We start from the raw sequence: 17,053 nt of genomic DNA on the forward strand, positions 1-17,053 counted from the left end.
TCGAAATATCGGTGGTGCGGCCATGCTCGACGCGTTCAGTCTGTTAGCTTGCCTTGCCTGCACCACGCCCGTGGCTGCCCCGGCCGTTGCCGTGGATGTCGAACTGGTGCTGGCCGTCGACATCTCACAGTCGATGGACGAGAGGGAGTTCGCGCTGCAGCGCGCTGGCTATGTCGAGGCCCTCAGGCATCCCGATTTCATCAAGGCCGTGCGCTCGGGAACCACCGGGCGCATCGCGCTTGCCTATTTCGAATGGGCGGGCGTCGTGCGCGAGGATGGCGTCATCGCCTGGCAGGTGATCGACAGCGCAGAGAGCGCCAACGCCTTCGCCGACAGAATAGAAGCGCGGCCGTTCCGCAGCTTTCGCGGCACCTCGATTTCCGGTGCGCTTGCCTTCGGCGCCGGGCTGTTCGAGGGCACGGGGTTCGATGCGCCACGCAGCGTCATCGACATTTCCGGCGACGGTCCCAACAACACCGGGCTGCCCGTCGCCACGACACGCGATGCGGCGGTGGCCAAGGGCATCGTCATCAACGGCCTGCCGATCCTGATCAGCCCGTCGCCGACGTTCAGCCATCTCGACCAGTATTATGACGACTGCGTCACCGGTGGGCCAGGCTCCTTCGTGTTGCCGATCTATGCGGCCTCGGAATTCGCCACCGCCATACGCCGCAAGCTGATCCTGGAGGTGAGCGGCATCGCCGATGCGACCGTGGTCCCGATCGATGCCGCCGCACCCATGGACTGCCTACAGGGCGAACGCGACCGGCGGCTATATTCCGACCCATATCTGCCGGAACTCGACAAATGAGGTTTGAGGCAGTTCGGAGGGGAAAGCCGCTGCGCGGCTTGTCGGCAAACTTCAGGCCGGCCGTGCACCGTATTTGTCGCGAAATTCGGCATAGAGATCGCGGCGCCAGCGCCGGCCGCCGACATAGCCACGCAACAGCTGCGGCAGCGAATAGCCAAGCGCCTTCGACGACCGGTTGGCCATATAGCCGGAGAACGCCTGCGAAACCCTGCCCTTGAGTGCATCGGCGATGAGCTGCCGGGCGATCATGTAAGGCGGAATGTAGGGGTAGCGGTCGGCGATATAGGGGTGCTTGTCGATCAAGCTCGCATAGGCTTCGACATAGCCGTCCCGGCGACCGGAGATCGAATTCTCCGAGTTGTACTTTTTCCAGTCGATCACTTCGGACAGCTGCGCGCCGCTGCGACGGGCAAAGCGCAGCAACAATTCGCGATCCTGCATGCGCGTGACGTCACTGTCGTAGCCGCCGATGGCCAGCAGCGACTCGCGCCGGGCGGTGATTGCCGACCCGGCAATGAAGATGGTCTGCGCGACAAGGGCCCGCTCCAGCGAGTCGCGGCTCAGCAGCGCCTCGCGGTTGACGCAGTTGGTGCGGCGATTGCCCTTCAGCGACACGAAGGAACTGATCAGCACTTCGAGCGAGGGATTGTTGTCGAACTGCTCCAGCGTCCGCGCCAGGCGATCCGGCAAATAGACGTCGTCGGAATCGAGGAATGTCACCACCGGCGCCTGCGCCCGCTCGATGCCGGCATTGCGGGCGGCATTGGCGCCGCGCCATTTCGAGCCAACATAGATCAGCCGTGGATCGCGGATTTCGGTAAGTGCGGCTGCCGTACCGTCGGTCGAGCCGTCATCGACGACAATGTGTTCGAACCGGGGAAAATTCTGCGCCAGCACGCTCTCCACGGCGCGCACCACCTTGCTGCGGCGATTGTGCGTCGGTGTGATCACCGAGATCAGCGGAGCGAGGTCGGTTGCCTTGGACATGTTGCTTCGATTGTGCCCCGAAATGCCTGGAGGCCGGAGGTTTTGATGGTCGCCGTCCAAGCCTTACCCCGGGATGGCATTCGATTCGACGCTACAAAAAACCAGCGGCAATGTCATCACAAACTGTTGAGCCAGGACGCCGGTAAGCCGGCCGATTACCCCAGACGTAATCGACCGATGGCCATCATGTCTGCAGATTGCGCCAACGAAGCCGGTCGTCGGGCTTCGATCTCACAGGGAGTTCAGCCATGGCCGCCTACGCCGTCGCCCATATGCGTCAAGTCACAATGGGCCCGCAGATTGTCGAGTATCTGCAGGATCGACGCCACATTGGAGCCGTTCGGCGGCCGCTTCCTTGTCCACGGCGGCGACATGGACGTGGTCGAAAACGAATGGCCCGGGCATCTGATCGTCATCGAGTTTCCGGACAGGGCGCATGCGTGGGGCTGGTACGATTCATCAGCCTATCGGGAGATTCTGGCCTTGCGCACCGACAACTCCCACGCCGATGTGATCATCGCCGATGGCGTTCAGCACCCGCACAAGGCGACGGACGTGCTGGAATAGGGGCAAACTACCGCTTCAGCAAGAACACCGCTTGCTGGCCGAAGAAATTCCAGAACCACCATGGCATCGACAGGCCGATCTTCTGGCCGTTGCCGTCGAGCGCGGTGGCTTTCTCGACCGAAGCGCCGAGTTCCTCGACCAGATTGACGAAGTCGCGGATGGTGCAGAAATGGATGTTGGGCGTGTCGTACCAGGAATAGGGCAGGTCCGCGGTCACCGGCATCCGGCCATTGACGAACAGCGACAGCCGCACCCGCCAGTGGCCGAAATTGGGGAAGGAGACGATGGCGCGGTTGCCGATTCGCAGCAGCTCGTCGAGCACCAGCTTCGGGTTGCGGGTCGCCTGCAGCGTCTGAGACAGGACGACGAAGTCAAAACCCTTGTCCGGATAGAATTCGAGGTCGGTATCGGCATCGCCCTGGATGACCGAGAGACCGCGCGCCACGCATTCATTGACGCCGCGCTGTGACAGCTCCAGCCCGCGGCCGTCGACCTGCTTGGTCTCCTGCAGGAGTTCGAGCAGCAGGCCGTCGCCGGAGCCGACATCGAGCACCCGCGACTGCGGCGGTATCAGGTTGGCCACGACTTCGAGGTCGACGCGCTGGCTGCCATTGACGCTCATGAGGCGAGCCCCCTTGCGCGGGCCGCCGAGCCGATGAAGCCCTTGACGGCGGCAAACAGTTCGGGTTCATCGAGCAGGAAGGCATCATGGCCGCGGTCGGTGTCGATCTCGACGAAGGAGACGGAGGCGCCGGCGGCGTTGAGCGCATGCACGATCGAGCGGCTCTCCTCGGTCGGGAACAGCCAGTCCGAGGTGAAGGACACCAGGCAGAAGCGGGTCTTGGTCCCGGCAAAGGCATCTGCCAACCGGCCGCCATGGTCGGCGGCGAGGTCGAAATAATCCATCGAACGGGTCATGTAGAGGTAGGAGTTGGCGTCGAAGCGGTCGACGAATGTCATGCCCTGGTGGCGCAGATAGCTTTCGATCTGGAAATCTGCGTCGAAACCGAAGGTCAGTGCTTCGCGGTCCTGCAGATTGCGGCCGAATTTCCGATGCAGGGCGGCTTCCGACAGATAGGTGATGTGGGCGGCCATGCGCGCCACGGCGAGCCCCTTTTCCGGGCGCTTGCCGTGCTCGAAATATTTGCCGCCATGCCAGTCCGGATCGGCCATGACGGCCTGCCGGCCGACCTCGTGGAAGGCGATGTTCTGCGAGGAATGGCGTGCGCCTGTGGCGATCGGCAGGGCCGAGAAGACGCGCTCGGAATAGCACGATGCCCATTCCAGCACCTGCATGCCGCCCATCGAGCCGCCGAGCACGCAAAACAGCTTTTCGATGCCGAAATGGTCGACCAGCATCAATTGCGCCCGCACCATGTCGCGGATGGTGATGATTGGCAGGTCGAGGCCGTAGGGCTTGCCGGTGGCGGGATTGGTCGAGGCCGGACCGGTGGAGCCGAGGCACCCGCCGATGACGTTGGAGCAGATGACGAAGAAGCGGTTGGTGTCGATGATCTTGCCGGGACCGATCAGCACTTCCCACCAGCCGGGCTTGCCGGTCACCGGATTGGTGTTGGCGACATGCTGGTCGCCGGTCAGCGCGTGGCAGACCAGGATGGCGTTGGTGCGGGCATCGTTGAGGGTGCCATAGGTCTGGTAGGCGATCTGGAACGGCGACAAAAGCGTGCCGGCGTCGAGCTTCAGCGGCTTGTCAGGGCCAAAACGCAACACCGGGCTCGACGGGCTGTCGGCCTCGTTGTTGGTTTTTGTAGCGCGGAGCGCGGCCATGTGACTCTCCTTGCCCGCCGTCAGGCAATAAAAAACCGGCAATGCGATCGCAAAGCCGGTTACGTCACGCAAACGGCCCTTTAGCGAGTTGTTTAACGTGGCTGCAAGCCGACCGGCCAAATCACCACGGAACTGTTGCGTTCTTCTAGAACTCGTGCGGCCCGGCGTCAACGGCCAGCTATGCCCGCCTCTCGACATTCGCGGCTACGGCTTGTATTTCCGCTGCGGCCTCCGGACGGAGGCATTCTGGATGGATTTGCGACATGGACAAGACAGCGGGCAAGGCACGGCCGACGCCCCGCGCGGGCATCATGGACATCGACGCCTATGTACCGGGCAAGAGCACGGCACCTGCCGGCGTCGCCAAGGTCCATAAATTGTCGTCGAACGAGAACCCGCTCGGCCCGTCGCCGAAGGCGATCGAGGCCGCGCGCGAAGTGGCCAGCAAGCTTGATGTCTATCCCGACGGCACCGCCCGCCGGCTGCGCGAGGCGATCGCCGAGGTGCACGGCCTCAACCCGGCAAACATCATCTGCTCCAACGGTTCCGACGAGATACTTGGCCTGCTGGCGCAGACCTATCTTGCGCCAGGCGATGAGGCGATTTTTACCGAACATGCCTTCATGGTCTACAAGATCTACATTCAGTCGGCGGGGGCCAAGCCGGTTGCTGTGAAGGAAACCCAGGAGCGCGCCGACGTCGACGCGATCCTGGCCGCGGTGACGCCGCGGACCAAAATCATCTTCCTCGCCAATCCCAACAATCCGACCGGCACCTATCTGCCTTTCCAGGAGGTCCGCCGCCTGCATTCCACGCTCCCGGGCAACGTGCTTCTGGTGCTGGACGCGGCCTATGCCGAGTACGTCAGGCGCAATGACTATGAGGCAGGTATCGAGCTGGCGGGCAGCGCGCAGAATGTGGTCATGACCCGCACCTTCTCCAAGCTCGGCCTTGGCGGCGCGCGCATCGGCTGGATGTATGGCCCACTGCACATCGTCGATGCCATCAACCGTATCCGCGGCCCTTTCAACGTTAACGCAACAGCGATCGAGGCCGGCATTGCCGCCATCCGCGACCGCGCCCATGTCGAGCGCAGTTCGTTGCACAACGAGACCTGGCTTACCTGGTTGAATGAAGAACTGACGAAGCTTGGGCTGCGCGTGACGCCCAGCGTCGGCAATTTCGTCCTCATCCACTTTCCCGACGACAAGAAGCATTCGGCTGAGGCGGCGGACGATTACCTCACCCAGCGCGGCTATATATTGCGGCGCGTTACCGGCTATGGCTTTCCCAACGCGCTGCGCATGAGCGTCGGCACCGAAGAAGCAAATCGCGGCGTCATCGATGCCCTCACGACATTCCTGAAAAGCTGAAACAATGACAGCACCGATGTTTGAAAAGATCGCGCTGGTCGGCATCGGCCTGATCGGCTCGTCGCTGGCCCGCATCATCCGCCGCGAGGGCCTGGCCCGCCATGTCGCCATCGCGACGCGCAGCCCGGCCACGCTGGCACGGGCGAAGGAGCTCGGTCTTGGCGAGAGCTACACCACCGACGCCAGGGAAGCGGTCCGCAATGCCGACCTGATCATCGTCTCGGTGCCAGTGGGATCGTCGGGCGAGGTGGCGCAAGAGATCGCGCCGGGGCTGAAAAAGGGCGCCATCCTCACCGATGTCGGTTCGACCAAGGCCTCGGTCATTGCGCAAATACAGCCCTATGTACCGGACGGCGTGCACTTTATTCCGGGGCACCCGCTGGCAGGTACGGAGAAATCGGGCCCGGATGCGGGTTTCGCCGACCTGTTCGCAAACCGCTGGTGCATCTTCACGCCGCTGCCGGGAACCGATCCGGCCGCGCTGGAAAAGCTGTCGGAATTCTGGCGGCGCTGCGGCTCCAACATCGACACGATGGACCCGCAGCATCATGACATGACGCTGGCCATCGTTTCGCATCTTCCGCACATCATTGCCTACAACATCGTCGGCACGGCCGACGATCTGGAATCGGTGACCAAGTCGGAAGTGATCAAATATTCGGCTTCCGGTTTCCGCGACTTCACCCGTCTGGCCGCCTCCGACCCGACCATGTGGCGCGACGTGTGCCTGCACAACAAGGATGCCATCCTGGAAATGCTGGCGCGCTTTTCGGAGGACCTCGCCTCGCTGCAGCGGGCGATCCGCTGGGGCGACGGCGACAAGCTGTTCGACCTGTTCACCCGCACCCGGGCCGTTCGCCGTTCGATCATCGAGGCCGGCCAGGATATCGACGTGCCGGATTTCGGCCGCCAGGCGGTCGAGCACCCGGTGAAAAGTTAAATCTGTTTCAGACGGGCCAGGTCGCCGCGACCATGGCCATTGCCTCGTCCCTGTTTGGCGCCCCCAGCCGGCCGCCGAAGCGCTGGCATTTGAGCGCGGCCGCCGCGCTGGCAAAGCGCAACGCGTGCTCGACCGGCATGGCCTCAGCAAGTCCAACGGCAAAGGCGCCGTGGAAAACGTCGCCGGCGGCCAGCGTGTCGACCGCCTTGATCTTCGGCGCCGCGATGTGGCGCACGCATCCGGCGGACCGGTCATGCCACCCAGCTTCCCACGGCGCCGCCGGTAACCGCGACAAAGGCGTCTGTGCGGCTGGCGAGGTCGGCGCAGGCGGTTTCGGGATCCAGCGCGTGGTCGCAGATAATGCGTGCAGCCGTCTCCGAAGCGACGATGTGCGACGCCAGCGGCAACAGACGCTCCAGCACCTCCAGCGGCGCCGTGTCGGCGTCGAGGATTGCCGGGCAACCGGCGTCGCGCGCGGCGGTCAAGGCAAGAGCGGCGGCGCCCGGCCAGCGCACATCGACCAGCACGGCATCGAAGCCGGAAAGATCGGCGACAGGCACCGCCTCGGGGTCGGCCTGCGCCTTTGGGTCGTAGAAGGGCACGATCATGCGCTCGCCATGAGCGTCGACCAGGATCGCGGCCAGCGCCGAGCGGGCGCCTTCGACGCGGCGGACAAAGCCGCAATCGACGCCCTCGGCCTCGATGCCGGCCAGCAATTGGTCGCCGACGGCATCGCCACCTGCACTTGCCCACAGGAACACCTCGGCGCCGAGACGGCGGGCGGCGCAGGCAGCACTTGTTGCCATGCCCGAGGCGATCTGGATGCCGTCCGAGGCGATGAACTTGCCCTGATGCGTGGGCAGGGTTTCGACGCGCAGGATGGTATCCAGCGTCAGTGCGCCAACGCTCAGCAGTTTCACCGGTCGGTTCATGCGTCGGCTTGCTCGAGCATGATCTCTTCCCAATAGCCGTTCCCGCTCTTTGCGATCATGCTCTATCTCTTTGTTTTAACGCAATTCCGGACGGAAAACCGCTCACACTTTTCCTGGAATTGCTCTAATCGAGCGGCTTGATCTTGCCCAGCGGAATGAAGCCGAGCGAGACCTTGCCCTTCACCACCTTGAGCGGCATCGACGGTTCGTTGCCGAGCAGCGCCAGACCGGCAAAGCCTTGCTCGATCTGGCTCTTCTGCTCGGGGATTGCGGTGGCGAGGATTGCCGCCACGGCTTTGGGATCCTGCAGCTTGATCGTCAGGTCGGCATTGACCTGGCCGTTGGCGTCGACCGACACCGGGCCGGAGACGGTGATGCGCGCGGTTCGCGACGACAGATCGAGCTTGTGGATGTCGACCGCCTGGCCGCGCAGGCTCCTGGCCTGCGTCTTCATCAGCGCGACGCCGTTCTTCAGCGTCGCGTCGCCGCTGCCGTCGAGCGGCGGCAGCACGCGCCCGCCGATCGCGTCGGCGTCGATCTCAAGATCGGTGAAGCTGCCGACGTAGCCGATGTCCTGGCCGTCTGGTCGCAACTCGCCCGCCGCGGTTCCGGCGCTGAACAGTGAAACCGGATCAGTGTCGTCGGCCGGATCCGTCTGGCCGGACAAGCTCTCCGCCTGCAGCGAAATGCTCCGGGGCAGGGGCCAGGAGAGCTTGGCATTGGCCTGCAGATTGTCCCAGTCGATCCATAGCGGCGCCATCCCCGGCACCGAGGTGCGCAGCGGCCCACGCAACTCGGCGGCAGGCGACAAAGGCCGGATGAGCTCTGCAACGAAGTTGAAGCTGCCTGCCGAGGCGGCAACGTTCCTGGCGTCGTCCTCGTAAGCCAGATTGTCACAGGAGATGGCAAAACTCAGGGGGTAGCCGCTGACGGTGAGGTTGGCGCAGCCGGCCTCGATGCCTTTGTCCTTGAGCGAGGCCACCGCCTTGTCGGCTTCGCTGCTGACGCGACCGGCGACATAGAACCAGACCGCGCTGTAGACGCCGAACAGCATAACGACCAAGGCAGCGAGCCACATCAGCCGGCGGCGAAACTTCGACGGACGCTCGTCACTTGACGTCATGCTGCGGCTTTCATTAACGCGGGCGTGTTGCGGGTGGACTGTGGCTTACGCAACAAGCAAAAAGAACAGAAGAGCACCGATTCCGATGCGGCGGCGTCACTCTCGTGCAATCAGGCTTGGCGATATGGGCGATTTTTGGGTTTTTGGCTACGGCTCGCTGATCTGGCGACCGGGATTCGCCCATGTCGAGACACGGCGCGCGCGGCTTTACGGCTACCGCCGGTCGCTGTGCGTCTATTCCTTCGTGCATCGCGGCACGCGCCAGCGGCCGGGCCTGGTGCTAGGCCTCGACCGTGGCGGCTCCTGCATCGGGCTGGCCTTTCGCGTGCCCGGCGAGCTGCGCGATGAGGTGCTGACCTATCTGCGCGAGCGCGAACTGGTGACCAGCGTCTACCTCGAGCGTGTGCTCGATATCAGCCTCGACGGGAATGGGGCGGCCGCGGGAGAGAGAGTGAAAGCGGTCGCCTATATCGTCGACCGCCAGCATGAGCAGTATGCCGGCGGGCTCGACCCTGCGCATGCGGCAGGTGTTATCCGTGGCGCCGTCGGCCAGTCCGGAAACAACGAGGACTATGTGCTCAACACGCTGCAGCATCTCGCGGCGCTGGGTATCAGCGACCACTGGCTGGAAGAGGTGGCGAAGCGGATCGCCTCGTGAGCCAGTAGACCACGGCGAGCCTGCAGGCGAAGCGCTCGCGCCTTTGTGAAGCGCTGGCCCGCTGGAAAAATTGGCTGAGGCCTTTGACCTCGGCGCGGCGAGACCTAGCTTAGCTGCGGCCCGAAGCATTCGGGTCGCCCGCCGCCAGCCCACGGAGACCCGTCTTGCAAAAACGCCGTCTCGGTCAAACCGACCTTTCCATCGCGCCGCTGGTTCTGGGCGGTAATGTCTTCGGCTGGACCGCGGACGAGAAGACCTCCTTCGACCTGCTCGACCGGTTCGGCGACGCCGGCCTCAACGCTATCGATACGGCCGATGCCTATTCGCGCTGGGTGCCCGGCCACGCGGGCGGCGAGTCCGAGACCATTATCGGCAAATGGATGAAAAGCCGCGGCAACCGTGACAAGATCATCGTCATCACCAAAGTCGGCTCGGATATGGGACAAGGCAAGAAGGATCTGTCCGCTGCCCATATCGAAAGGGCGGTCGAGGCGTCGCTTGAGCGGCTGCAGACCGATGTGATCGACCTCTATTTGTCGCACTGGCCGGACCCGACCACGCCTTACGAAGAGACGCTCGGCGCCTACCAGAAGCTGCTCGCTGCCGGCAAGGTCCGCCATATCGGCGCCTCGAATCTTGACGCCGGCCAGCTGCGCGCCGCGCTCGATGTTGCCAGCCTGCGCGGGCTGCCGCGCTACAGCGTGCTGCAGCCGGAATACAATCTCTACGACCGCTCATCCTTCGACGGGCCGCTGCATGATCTGTGCGTTGCCGAGGATATCGGCGTCATCACTTATTTCAGCCTCGCCAAGGGGTTTTTGAGCGGCAAATACCGTAGCGAGGCCGATCTCGGCAAAAGTGAACGCGGCGGCGGCGTGAAGGCTTATCTCAATGCGCGCGGCATGCGCATTCTGGCCGCACTCGACACTGTGGCGGCGCGCCATTCGGCCAAGCAGGCGGAAGTAGCACTCGCCTGGGTGATGGCGCAGCCGGGCATCACCGCGCCGATCGCCAGCGCCACGACGCTGGACCAGGTCGACAGCCTGGTGCGCGCCGCATCGCTGAAGCTCAGCGCGGAGGATCTCGTGGCGCTGGACAAGGCCAGCGCCTAGCCGCGCAGGTTCGGCACGATCGTTCAAGACGACGGCTGTCCGCCTTGCCACACTGTTCTCCATTATTGTGGAGAAGAGGCAGCATGGCCGCAGAGATTCTTTCGCAGGCGCAGCCCTGGCAGCAATTGCTGGCGCTGGTGCTGGCGGCAACCGTCGTCATGGCAGTCCTGGCCCGGCGACGATCAGCGTCACGGCGATAGGGGCCGCCTTCGGCCTGCGCAATTCGCTTCACTACACATCGGGGATCATTTTAGGCACGGTCGCGGTGCTGCTGGTCGTGGCCACCGGCATCAAGGCTATCCTCACCTCGATGCCGGGCGTAGCGCCAGTGCTGGCGGTCGCTTCCGCCGCCTATATTCTCTACCTCGCCTACAGAATAGCGACTGCGCCGCCGCTGGCCGCGCGTGACAGCAGCGCGGTTCTGCCGACCTTCCTCGGCGGCTTCCTGCTCGCCGTTGCCAACCCGAAAGCCTATGTGGCGATTGCTGCGGTCCTTGCTGGCTCCGCGACCGCAGCCGGCGCCGATGCTCTCGGCATCCCGGCCAGGCTGGCGGTTCTCACCCTGATGATCGTCGCCATTCATGTGCTGTGGCTGCTGGCCGGCGCGGCCTTCGCCCGCACCCTACGCCAGCCGCTGGCGTCGCGGATCATCAATCTGGCCTTCGCGGCGACGCTGGTGCTGACCACGGCGCTGGCGGCGTGGCCTTGAGCCGGCTCGCAGAAGAGATCAAGCTTTGGTCTTTTTTGTTTTGACGCAATTCGGCACGGAAAAAACCGCTCACACTTTTCCTGGAATTGCTTTGGCGGCCGCGGCGAGTTCGGCCAGCCGTTTGACCGCCGTCGGCGGCATTTGCGGCGGGTTAGGAGCCTGCGATGCCTCGATCAGCAGCTGGTCGCAGGCGGCTTCCGTATCGCCGATCAGCCGGTCCATGAATTCGTCCTTGCCGAGCCCGGGCGGAATCGGCGGCAGGAAGCGGGCCTTGATGGTGCCGGGAAAGCGCAAGAATTTACGGCGAGGCCAATAGAGGCCGGCGACATGGGCGACCGGTACCACCGGGACGCCAAGCTGCGTATAGAGCTCGACAATGCCGTATTTGTAAGCCGGCTCGTCGCCTGGCGCTCGGCGCGTGCCTTCGGGGTAGATAATCAGCTGGCGCGGATTGCGCCCCATCTCCTGCTTTGTCGATGCAACGACCTGCTTCAACGCCTTGGAGCGGCTGCCGCGGTGAACCGGGATCATCCGCATCTTCAGGATGTACCAGCCGAAGAAGGGAATCCAGGTCAGCTCGCGCTTCAGGATATAAAGCGGGTCGTGTAAAAACGGAAAGAAAGCGATCGCGTCCCAAAACGACTGGTGTTTCGGCGCCAGGATGAAAGAGCCCTCGGGCAGGTTTTCAACGCCGGTGATGTCGCTCCTGGTGCCGGCGATCTTGTCGTAGAGCCACAGGCTGGTGCGCGACCAGAATTTAGGCACGAACCAGGCGCGATGGCGTGGCGAGAGGAAGTAGTAAGGGGTCCAGAGGACCATCTGGACGATCAGATTGACATAGAAGACGAAGTTGAACGCCAGCGAGCGGATATAGAGCATGCGGGGAAGGGCCCGTTGAGGAGGTGTGCGTTGGTTACACCAAGCGCGGGCAAAAAGGAAACGCCGCAATGGCCTGACATAGGCCGGCTCGCCACTGACTCAAGCCAGTCTCAACTCACCACGTCGCCTGCAATAGCCGCTGCTTCAGCCGCGGAGCGGCGAAATCGAGGAACGCCCTGAGTTTCACCGCCAGCAGGCCTTGGCCGGCATGGACGAGGCTCACCGGCCATGGCTGCGGCTCTAAGGGCCGCAAGACCGGGACGAGCACGCCGGAACGTACTGCGTCCGCGATCTGGTAGGAGAGCACCCGCGTCATCCCGGCGCCTGCAATCGCGGCATCGATTGCAGCTTCCGCCGTGTTGACGCGCAGCCGTGAGCGGATCGGCACGATCAGTTCGCCCTTGTCGCCGGCAAAGCTCCAGCTGGCGAGAGCGGAAGGCCCCTCGAAACTGATGCATTCATGCGCGGCCAGATCGTCCGGCGTCCGCGGCATGCCATGCGCGGCGATATAGGCGGGGCTGGCGCACACGACGCGACGGATCGCGCCGACGCGGATGGCAATGAGGCTCGAAGGCGCAAGCTCGCCGATGCGGATGGCAAGGTCGAGATGTTCCTCCGCCAGTTGGGTTATCCGGTCAGCCAGCGTCAGGCGAATGTTGACTTGAGGATAAGCCGCCAGGAATTCGGTGACGACAGCCAGCACGTGCAGGCGACCAAAGACGACCGGCGCGGTGATGAACAGGTCGCCGGTCGGCGTGCTGTATTCGCCGGCAGCGGTGCGTTCGGCTTCGCCGACCTCGCCGAGGATGCGGCGGCAGGCGGCGAGATAGGCCTGGCCGGCATCGGTCAGCGTGAGCTGCCGGGTCGAACGGTTCAGCAGGCGCGCCTGAAGGTGCTTTTCGAGGTCGGAAACCTTGCGGCTGACCGTTGCCAGTGGAATGCCGAAATGGCGGCCGGCAGCGGAAAGGCTGCCCGCTTCCACCGCGGCGACGAACAGCGACATGGCTTCGAGACGATCCATAGTGTCTTCCGGAAATTGGAAGGATGGCTTGCAACTATGCCATCTACATCCAAAACATGGAAGGACCTACCTCTTCGCGTACAATGGCCGTGTTTCGACCTCGCGGAGGCTTCCATGAATGCTCATACTTTCACCAGCGATGTCGCCTTCACGCCGACGGTCAAGGCGATCCAGACCCGCAAAGGTTCGCGCAAGGGCTATGCCAGCGCCGAGGAGCGCGGCGGATGGCGCGCCCATATGACGCCCGACCTCGCCGACTTCATCGCGGCGCAGACCAGCGTCTTCCTGTCGACGGCAAATGGCGAGGGTCAGCCCTACATCCAGCATCGCGGCGGGCCAGCCGGCTTCCTCAAGGTGCTGGACGAGAAGACCATCGGCTTTGCCGATTTCTCCGGGAACAGGCAGTTCATCACGCAGGGGAATCTCGCCGACAACAACCAGGCATTCCTGTTCCTGATCGACTATGCGCATCGCCAGCGCGTCAAGATCTGGGGCACGGCGCGCGTCGTCGAGGACGATGCCGAGCTTCTGGCAAGGCTGATGCCGCAGGACTACAAGGCGCGCCCCGAGCAGGTCATCTTGTTCACCGTCTCGGCCTGGGATGCCAATTGCCCGCAACACATTCCGCAGCGATTCGAGGCCGCCGATGTCGCGGCCGCACTCGCCGAACGCGACAAGCGGATTGAAAGCCTCGAACAGGAGATTGCGCGGCTGCGTGGCGCGGAAGACGGCACGGCCAAGGGGTAATCGAGCGCCGTCAGAATCGTCTGTCCAATTCCCAAGGGAAAGCGTACGTGCTTTTCCCGGGAAAACCGCTACACACTTTTCCTGGAATTGCTTTAGTCCTTGGCGGTCGAAACCTCGGCCAGTGCGACGCTGTCGGCAGTCTGGCGGACCGGGACGACGCCGCGCGCAAGCGCCAGCAGGTATTTGCTGTATTCGGTCAGAAGCACGCGTAGCGCTTCCGGCTTGGTCAGCCAGTCGCCATTGTCCAGATTGGTGTTGACCACCGGATAGGGTTCAAGCCTGGCGCCATGCAGCAGGCGGCCCATCTCGAGCAGGCTGCGCGGCATGTGGTAATTGTTGGTGACGAGGATGACGCTGCCATAGGCGTGGCTCTCCACCCATTTAGCGCTTTCCTCGGCATTGCCGATCGTGTCGAGCGCGGCGCGGTCGATGTCGACACAGCAGGAAAACAGCGCCTTGTCGCCGCCGGTAGCAGCCTGCAATTGGCGGCGGCTGGCAGAGGGATGCACGCCTGAGATCAGCAGCCGCTCGCCCTTGCCGGAGGCAAGCAGATCGAGTGCTGCGTCGAGGCGGGCCTGACCGCCGGTCAAGACGATGATCGCATCGGCCTTGGCCGGGTTGGTCGGGGTCGTCATGTGGCTGACCTTGCTGGCGAACCAGCCGAAGCCACCGGCAAACAGGGCCACCAGCAGCAGTAGACAGAGGGAGGCGAGACGCAGGGCGGTGCGCAAACGGCCCAGCCCGGTACGCACACGCAAACGCACCACTGGCATCTGTCCAGCCGTTCCGGTCGACTCCCGCGCGTTCATCATCCTATGGTTAATCCTGAAATGCCTTTTTGGTAAGGAAAAAAGCGCACATTGCGTTACGTCGGTTTTCGATCCGTGATCGTCCCTTCCATTCCTGTCCTTGCCCCCGAACTGTTTTCGCTTCTGCCCTCACGGTTCACCCCGCATCCGGCTGGCGGACATCGATGTCGCTGAGATAGGCGACGACGGTGGCGTGCGAGGTCGCCGCCGTCAGTCCGCCGATCACCAGCACCATCAGGCCGACGCCGAGATAGCCTGCCGATCCGATGGCGAAATTGCCGAACAAAGCGGTGGCCTGGTCGGCCTGCGGCGTTGCCATGTTGCGCGACGACCACCAGGAAAAGACGATGAAAACCAGGATCGCGGCTGCGCCGCCGGCGGCCGCGCCCTTCATGCCGGTGACCAGGAAATGCCAGCGGAATTCGCGCGCGATGAAGCGCGCCTCGGCGCCGACGAAATGCAGCACTTCGATGATATGGCCGTTACCCGCCATAGCGCCGCGCGTCGCAAACACTACGGTCAGCACCGTCGCCGACAGCATCAGGACCAGCACGGCGATGCCGATGGTGACCGTGGTGCGGGCCATGGCGACCAGCCGGTCGACCCATGTACGGTGATCGTCGAGCGAAGCACTCGGCAGCTTGGGCGTGAGCGCCGCACGGATGGCGCTAAAGTCGGGCGGACTGGTCTCGTCGATGGTGACGATGATCAGGCGCGGCACCGGCAATTCGTCGATATTCAGGCCCGAGCCCAGCCATGGCTCCAACAGACGCGCGGTGGCGTCGCGATCGATGATCCGGGTTTCCTTCACGCCGGGGAATTCGCCGACGATCTGCGAGGCCTGGGCAAGGGCTGCCTCCATGTCGAGGCCGTCGACCGGTTTGATCTGAATCGTCGCCTCGCGCGAGATCTGGTTTTCCCAGACCGAGGCAGTGTCGCGCACCAGCGTGACGGCGCCGAAAGTCAGGCAGGACAGGAAGGTCATGATGGCGATGACCAGCACCAAGGCGCGGCCGGCAATATTCTGCGCCGGCACGATCGGCGCCATGCGGCGGTGGACGCGCTGCGTCGTCGTCGCGGGCTCGGCGGCGTCTTCATGCAGCTGTTCGGCCGATAGCTCAGTCATAAATATCCAGCCTTCCGCCGGCCAGGATCATGCGGCGCGCGTCGACCTGCTCCATCAGGCCGAGATCGTGAGTGGCGATCACCACCGCGGTGCCGAGCCGGTTGAGCTCAATGAACAGCCTGAGCAACCGGCGCGCCAGCGGCGGGTCGACATTGCCGGTCGGCTCGTCGGCAAGCAGGATTTCGGGCTGTTCGATCAAGGCCCGGGCGATTGCCGCGCGCTGCTTTTCGCCACCCGAAAGGACCGGCGGCAGCACATGCATGCGCTCGCCCAGGCCAACCCATTTCAAAAGTTCGGTGACGTCGGTGCGGTAGCTCGCTTCCTCGCGGCCGCGCACGCGCAGCGGCAGAGCGACATTCTCATAGGTGGTCATGTGGTCGAGCAGGCGGAAATCCTGGAACACCACGCCGATGCGGCGCCTGAGATGCGGCAGTTCAGCGCGCGAGATGCGCGAGCGGTCCTTGCCGAAGATGGTGATCAGCCCGCGTGTCGGCTTCAGCGACATGAACAGAAGGCGCAGCAGCGTCGTCTTGCCGGCGCCGGAGGGCCCGCTCAGGAACTGGAAGGAGCTCTCCGGAATGTGCAGGGAGATGTCGCGGAGGATTTCCGGACCCATGCCATAGCGGAGGCCGACATTTTCGAAGCGGATCACGTGCGACGACCTGAGGTGTGTGGCGGCGGCGTGCCAGCCCTTTCTGTCCAACGACCATCGGCCGCCATGGTTAACCGTCGGTTAATTTTCGCTGTTTTTGAGTGCGTCACAAGGGTTCCGGTGGGGAAGCGTTAACCATTTCCATTTACGCAAAAGAAACGAAGAGGCAACAGCGGGGCCATGATGGCTGAGCAACGAACCGCGCGCCCGGTTTCCGGCGAAATCATGACCGGGACAAGTGTCGCACCGGAATCGCGGCCTGTGGCGACCGACATCGTCGATGCGGATTATGAGGTGCTGCCGCAGCTGATCCCACTGATAGAAGCCATGCCGACGCCGGCGCGCGACATCGCGACGCCGTCGATGGAAGGCATGGAGATGCTGCGCAAATCAGATGCGTCAGCCGGGCGGCCGGCATCGCGTGGCGGGCCGATCTTCTGGATTGCCGGCATCGGTGCGGCGCTTGCCGCCTTCTGGGTCTCGGGTGGCCACGCGCTGGTGCGCCAGACGCCGTTCTGGTCAGTCGAACAGCCGGAGGGCGCCGTACTCAGCATTGCCGGCGTCACGTCGCGTGTCGACGCCTCAGGACCCGCCCCGGTGCTGTTCGTGGATGGCGAGGCCGTCAATGACGGTTTGAAGGCGGGACAATTGCCGCCGCTGGACATACGTGTCACCGGCAATGACAGCCGCATCACCCGTTATACTCTGGGGACATCCAACCGTTCTCTGGCGCCCGGCGAAAGATTCGGCTTTTCCAGCCGCCTCGATGTGCCTAGAAACGGCGTCAAGGCCGTGGCGGTCACCTTCGCCGGCTAGTCG

16 protein-coding genes, 3 pseudogenes and 1 riboswitch are annotated in these 17,053 nt (G+C 63.7%); of the genes and pseudogenes, 9 read left to right on the forward strand and 10 right to left on the reverse strand.

From position 1 onward, the window contains the following. Positions 1 to 22: 22 nt before the first annotated feature. Positions 23 to 811 carry a DUF1194 domain-containing protein gene (locus X728_RS143935; RefSeq protein WP_023832500.1) on the forward strand — a complete coding sequence of 263 codons (789 nt, stop codon included), beginning with the start codon at positions 23 to 25 and terminating at the stop codon, positions 809 to 811. A gap of 51 nt (positions 812 to 862) precedes the next feature. On the opposite strand, the gene X728_RS143930 is transcribed toward X728_RS143935, so the two are convergent. Further along, complete coding sequence (locus X728_RS143930; protein WP_023832501.1) at positions 863 to 1,798, reverse strand: glycosyltransferase family 2 protein; 936 nt, start codon at positions 1,796 to 1,798, stop codon at positions 863 to 865. A 248-nt stretch (positions 1,799 to 2,046) separates the two neighbouring features. On the opposite strand from X728_RS143930, the pseudogene X728_RS01000000167110 reads away from it, so the two are divergent. Beyond that, positions 2,047 to 2,365, forward strand: a pseudogene (locus tag X728_RS01000000167110) (DUF1330 domain-containing protein). Positions 2,366 to 2,372: 7 nt separating this feature from the next. On the opposite strand, the gene metW reads toward X728_RS01000000167110, so the two are convergent. Further along, on the reverse strand, positions 2,373 to 2,987 hold the full coding sequence (gene metW, locus X728_RS143925) for a methionine biosynthesis protein MetW (RefSeq protein ID WP_023673299.1): 615 nt from the start codon (positions 2,985 to 2,987) through the stop codon (positions 2,373 to 2,375). Next, positions 2,984 to 4,153, reverse strand: coding sequence for a homoserine O-acetyltransferase (locus tag X728_RS143920; protein WP_023832502.1), 1,170 nt, complete (start codon positions 4,151 to 4,153; stop codon positions 2,984 to 2,986). Before X728_RS143920 ends, metW begins: the two co-directional genes overlap by 4 nt. A 60-nt stretch (positions 4,154 to 4,213) precedes the next feature. Beyond that, positions 4,214 to 4,291: riboswitch (SAM riboswitch) on the reverse strand. Positions 4,292 to 4,416: 125 nt separating this feature from the next. Here X728_RS143920 and hisC point away from each other — a divergent pair. Together hisC and X728_RS143910 are read left to right on the forward strand one after the other, a co-directional pair. Beyond that, positions 4,417 to 5,526, forward strand: coding sequence for a histidinol-phosphate transaminase (hisC, locus tag X728_RS143915; protein ID WP_023832503.1), 1,110 nt, complete (start codon positions 4,417 to 4,419; stop codon positions 5,524 to 5,526). A gap of 4 nt (positions 5,527 to 5,530) precedes the next feature. Further along, entirely contained in the window at positions 5,531 to 6,466 is a 936-nt protein-coding gene (locus X728_RS143910) for a prephenate/arogenate dehydrogenase family protein (RefSeq protein WP_023832504.1), read from the forward strand. A gap of 7 nt (positions 6,467 to 6,473) precedes the next feature. Here the strand turns inward: X728_RS143910 and X728_RS01000000167115 are convergent. Both X728_RS01000000167115 and X728_RS143905 read right to left on the reverse strand, forming a co-directional pair. Next, a pseudogene (locus X728_RS01000000167115) lies at positions 6,474 to 7,398 on the reverse strand (sugar kinase). 124 nt (positions 7,399 to 7,522) lie between these two features. Beyond that, positions 7,523 to 8,521 (reverse strand): DUF2125 domain-containing protein, encoded by a 999-nt coding sequence (locus tag X728_RS143905; RefSeq protein WP_023832505.1) that lies wholly within the window; start codon positions 8,519 to 8,521, stop codon positions 7,523 to 7,525. Positions 8,522 to 8,645: 124 nt separating this feature from the next. Between X728_RS143905 and X728_RS143900 the strand changes: the two genes are divergently transcribed. The 3 genes and pseudogenes from X728_RS143900 (at position 8,646) to X728_RS01000000167120 (ending at position 11,000) form a co-directional block, all read left to right on the forward strand. After that, positions 8,646 to 9,179, forward strand: a complete 534-nt coding sequence (locus X728_RS143900; protein WP_023673305.1) for a gamma-glutamylcyclotransferase — start codon at positions 8,646 to 8,648, stop codon at positions 9,177 to 9,179. Between the two features lie 164 nt (positions 9,180 to 9,343). Continuing rightward, positions 9,344 to 10,291, forward strand: coding sequence for an aldo/keto reductase (locus X728_RS143895; RefSeq protein WP_023731073.1), 948 nt, complete (start codon positions 9,344 to 9,346; stop codon positions 10,289 to 10,291). A gap of 83 nt (positions 10,292 to 10,374) precedes the next feature. After that, positions 10,375 to 11,000, forward strand: a pseudogene (locus X728_RS01000000167120) (LysE family translocator). A gap of 69 nt (positions 11,001 to 11,069) precedes the next feature. Here the strand turns inward: X728_RS01000000167120 and X728_RS143890 are convergent. Beyond that, the gene (locus X728_RS143890; RefSeq protein ID WP_023673308.1) at positions 11,070 to 11,879 is read right to left on the reverse strand and encodes a 1-acyl-sn-glycerol-3-phosphate acyltransferase; all 810 of its coding nucleotides are present in this window, start codon (positions 11,877 to 11,879) and stop codon (positions 11,070 to 11,072) included. A 115-nt stretch (positions 11,880 to 11,994) separates the two neighbouring features. Beyond that, positions 11,995 to 12,900 (reverse strand): LysR family transcriptional regulator, encoded by a 906-nt coding sequence (locus tag X728_RS143885; protein ID WP_023832506.1) that lies wholly within the window; start codon positions 12,898 to 12,900, stop codon positions 11,995 to 11,997. 114 nt (positions 12,901 to 13,014) lie between these two features. Between X728_RS143885 and X728_RS143880 the strand changes: the two genes are divergently transcribed. Further along, entirely contained in the window at positions 13,015 to 13,647 is a 633-nt protein-coding gene (locus tag X728_RS143880) for a pyridoxamine 5'-phosphate oxidase family protein (RefSeq protein ID WP_023673310.1), read from the forward strand. Positions 13,648 to 13,739: 92 nt separating this feature from the next. Here X728_RS143880 and X728_RS143875 read toward each other — a convergent pair whose 3' ends face one another. From X728_RS143875 to ftsE, 3 genes are all read right to left on the reverse strand, one after another. Next, positions 13,740 to 14,459, reverse strand: a complete 720-nt coding sequence (locus X728_RS143875) for a YdcF family protein (RefSeq protein WP_023673311.1) — start codon at positions 14,457 to 14,459, stop codon at positions 13,740 to 13,742. Positions 14,460 to 14,592: 133 nt separating this feature from the next. Next, positions 14,593 to 15,582, reverse strand: a complete 990-nt coding sequence (locus X728_RS143870; protein WP_023704319.1) for an ABC transporter permease — start codon at positions 15,580 to 15,582, stop codon at positions 14,593 to 14,595. Then, positions 15,575 to 16,234: a cell division ATP-binding protein FtsE gene (gene ftsE, locus X728_RS143865; RefSeq protein ID WP_023685344.1), complete on the reverse strand. Its 660-nt coding sequence runs from the start codon at positions 16,232 to 16,234 to the stop codon at positions 15,575 to 15,577. Before ftsE ends, X728_RS143870 begins: the two co-directional genes overlap by 8 nt. 180 nt (positions 16,235 to 16,414) lie before the next feature. On the opposite strand from ftsE, the gene X728_RS143860 reads away from it, so the two are divergent. After that, on the forward strand, positions 16,415 to 17,050 hold the full coding sequence (locus X728_RS143860; protein ID WP_023832507.1) for a hypothetical protein: 636 nt from the start codon (positions 16,415 to 16,417) through the stop codon (positions 17,048 to 17,050). Positions 17,051 to 17,053 lie beyond the last annotated feature (3 nt).

The sequence above is a fragment of the Mesorhizobium sp. L103C119B0 genome (assembly GCF_000502235.1).
GTDB lineage: Bacteria > Pseudomonadota > Alphaproteobacteria > Rhizobiales > Rhizobiaceae > Mesorhizobium.

Excerpts from the sequence above, each read along its gene's own strand:
- X728_RS143935 (WP_023832500.1), top strand. The coding sequence starts at position 23 with ATGCTCGACGCGTTCAGTCTGTTAGCTTGCCTTGCCTGCACCACGCCC.
- X728_RS143930 (WP_023832501.1), bottom strand. The coding sequence starts at position 1,798 with ATGTCCAAGGCAACCGACCTCGCTCCGCTGATCTCGGTGATCACACCG.
- metW (WP_023673299.1), bottom strand. The coding sequence starts at position 2,987 with ATGAGCGTCAATGGCAGCCAGCGCGTCGACCTCGAAGTCGTGGCCAAC.
- X728_RS143920 (WP_023832502.1), bottom strand. The coding sequence starts at position 4,153 with ATGGCCGCGCTCCGCGCTACAAAAACCAACAACGAGGCCGACAGCCCG.
- hisC (WP_023832503.1), top strand. The coding sequence starts at position 4,417 with ATGGACAAGACAGCGGGCAAGGCACGGCCGACGCCCCGCGCGGGCATC.
- X728_RS143910 (WP_023832504.1), top strand. The coding sequence starts at position 5,531 with ATGACAGCACCGATGTTTGAAAAGATCGCGCTGGTCGGCATCGGCCTG.
- X728_RS143905 (WP_023832505.1), bottom strand. The coding sequence starts at position 8,521 with ATGACGTCAAGTGACGAGCGTCCGTCGAAGTTTCGCCGCCGGCTGATG.
- X728_RS143900 (WP_023673305.1), top strand. The coding sequence starts at position 8,646 with ATGGGCGATTTTTGGGTTTTTGGCTACGGCTCGCTGATCTGGCGACCG.
- X728_RS143890 (WP_023673308.1), bottom strand. The coding sequence starts at position 11,879 with ATGCTCTATATCCGCTCGCTGGCGTTCAACTTCGTCTTCTATGTCAAT.
- X728_RS143885 (WP_023832506.1), bottom strand. The coding sequence starts at position 12,900 with ATGGATCGTCTCGAAGCCATGTCGCTGTTCGTCGCCGCGGTGGAAGCG.
- X728_RS143880 (WP_023673310.1), top strand. The coding sequence starts at position 13,015 with ATGAATGCTCATACTTTCACCAGCGATGTCGCCTTCACGCCGACGGTC.
- X728_RS143875 (WP_023673311.1), bottom strand. The coding sequence starts at position 14,459 with ATGATGAACGCGCGGGAGTCGACCGGAACGGCTGGACAGATGCCAGTG.
- X728_RS143870 (WP_023704319.1), bottom strand. The coding sequence starts at position 15,582 with ATGACTGAGCTATCGGCCGAACAGCTGCATGAAGACGCCGCCGAGCCC.
- X728_RS143860 (WP_023832507.1), top strand. The coding sequence starts at position 16,415 with ATGATGGCTGAGCAACGAACCGCGCGCCCGGTTTCCGGCGAAATCATG.